At 66.4% G+C, this 2,378-nt stretch carries 1 protein-coding gene; it reads right to left on the bottom strand.

Going from position 1 to position 2,378, the window contains the following annotated elements:
* Positions 1–188: 188 nt before the first annotated feature.
* Positions 189–1,934 (bottom strand): amidohydrolase, encoded by a 1,746-nt coding sequence (locus tag QZY48_RS25965; RefSeq protein WP_295436420.1) that lies wholly within the window; start codon positions 1,932–1,934, stop codon positions 189–191.
* Positions 1,935–2,378: the final 444 nt, after the last annotated feature.

The raw sequence follows: 2,378 nt of genomic DNA, 5'->3' as shown, positions 1-2,378 counted from the left end.
CGGCGCGGCCAATCCGCAGAACGCAACGCTGCGGTCGCTCGCGAGGCCGCGCCGCACTGGGGTGCGGCGCTCCCAGCGTCCGCGCGGGCTTGAGCGCGTGCGCTCGGCGGTACGGCTTGGCCGGGTTTATGATCAAGGCCCCATCGGCTTCCAAAGGCTGACGCCTTGGACTCCAGAAGGTCGCTCGATCAGGCCGCATAGGTCCGCTTGCCGCCCATCCAGGTCTGGGATACGGTGATGGCGATGATGTCCAGCGGCTTGACCTGGGTCGGGTCCTGATCCAGGATGACGAAATCGGCGCATTTGCCGACTTCGATCGAGCCGACGATGTCGTCCATGTGACAATGCCAGGCCGCGTCCAAGGTCACCGCCCTGATGGCCTCAAGCACGGTGATGGCCTCCGCGGGGTTCAATTGCTCGGTCGTGCCGCGCAGATTGCGGGTGACGGCGTTGTGAATGTAGCGGATGGGCTCCAGCGGCTCGCAACTGTAATCGCTGTGCAGGGAAATGCGCAAGCCCTTGGCGAGGGCCGAGCGGCAGGGATCGATCAGGTTGGCGCGCGGCTCCCCGAAGATCGTGTCACGAAACACGGCGCCATAGAAATAGACATGGCCGATCAGAAAGGTGGGTGACACCCCCAGGCGCTTCATGCGATCGAGTTGGTCCGGGTGGCAGAGGGCGCAGTGCTCGATGCGGTGACGCAGGTGGTGCTTGGGGCTCTTCTGCCCGGCCGCCTCGAAGGCGGCGAGCGCCATGTCGATCCCGGCGTCCCCCACGGCATGAATACCGACCTGCCAGCCCCCGTCGTGCGCCTTCTGGACGACCGCGTTCAGGGCCTCCTGGCTGTAATTGGGCGTACCCTTGCCCCAGGCCTCGATCAGATAGGGTTCGCGCTGATAGCCCGAACCACCCTGATTGCTGCCGTCAACCCAGGCCTTGACGCCGTTGATGCGCAGCAATTCGCTGGTCTTGTCGGGCTTCAGGCCCAGTTCCTGCCAGGTGTCCATCGCCGTGGACACCAGGTAGCCGGCGACGCGGACCGGCGGCTGTTTCGCCACCGCCGCCTGCAACACCCCCAGATCCCCCTTGGGATCGATCATCCCGATGCCGCAATCGTGCACGGTGGTGCAGCCCTTGGCGGCGGCCCGGGCAAACAGCTTGCCGACGTTGGTCACGTATTGCTCGCCGCTGATATGCGGCGCCTTGAGGGCAAACGGGACTATGGCGGGCGGCTCGTGGATCTCCCCCGTCAGATTGCCGGCGGCGTCCCGGAGATAGCCCCCATGGGGCGGGTCCGCGGTGTCCTTGGTAACCCCGGCGGCGGCAAAGGCCGCGGAATTGGCAAAGGCAACGTGCGCATTGGCCTCGAGAATGAACAGGGGGATAGTGGGCGAGAGGGCATCCAATGCCGGGCGCGAGACATCGAGTTGACCCGCGGTGATGGTGGGATCGAAGAGTTGGCCCATCACCCACTCGCCCGGCTGCGCCGCGGCCACGGCCTGCGTGAGCTTCGCCTTCACCTCGTCCATCGACTGGTTGACGAAGGGACCGAGATCCAGCCATTGGTCGAAAAAGGCCGCGGTAAAATGCATGTGCGGCTCGACAAAGCCCGGCATCAGCGTCTTGCCGGCCAGATCGACGAGCTGCGTGTCCGGTCCCTTGAGGTGCTCCAGGTCCTTCAGCGCGCCGACCGCGAGGATACGGCCGCCCCGCACGGCCACTGCCTCGGCCCGTGGGTGCCGGTCATCCATCGTCATGATGGTGCCGTTAATGAACAGGGTGTCGGCCGGCCCGCTGTCTTGTCCGGCCGCCATGACTGAGCCCGGCAGCAGGGCCATGGCGGCGAGTGCCCCGCCCAGTCTCAGGAACTCACGGCGCGACGCCGCGCCGCGCTCCAGGAAGGGTACCAGGCCGGGTTGGCAAGCGATGCACATGGGGCAATTCTCCTGAAGGAGGGGCGCTGGTGGGCGCGACAGGATCGGGGCAACAGTACCGTGCCGGGGCCCGGCAATCGCTGAGCGGGCGCAAACCAAGACGGGGGCACGGGGGGCGGGCATGGCAACCGCGACGCGGTCGATCAACTCGATAATCATACCGGTTTCTTCGGACAAAGATAATGTACAGGCCCCGCACCGCGGTCGGTGCCGGGTAGCGCCGGCCTTGATGATCGCTCCGGCCGCCCTTCGGCCGGAGTCCAAGGCTTCAGCCTTGGATGTACAGGACCAAGGCTGAAGCCTTGGACTCCAGAAGGTAACCGCCGGCCGCAACGATGATCAAGGGTTTCCGGCTCCCACGCTCCCGCGTGGGAGCAAGTGCGGGTGCTCCGCGTCCAGTGCCGGGACCGGACGCGGAGCGCCCGCACGGCATTCCCACGCCGG

It is taken from the genome of uncultured Thiodictyon sp., from assembly GCF_903828115.1.
In the GTDB taxonomy this organism is placed as follows: domain Bacteria; phylum Pseudomonadota; class Gammaproteobacteria; order Chromatiales; family Chromatiaceae; genus Thiodictyon.
This window is presented reverse-complemented; position numbering and strand designations above follow the sequence as displayed.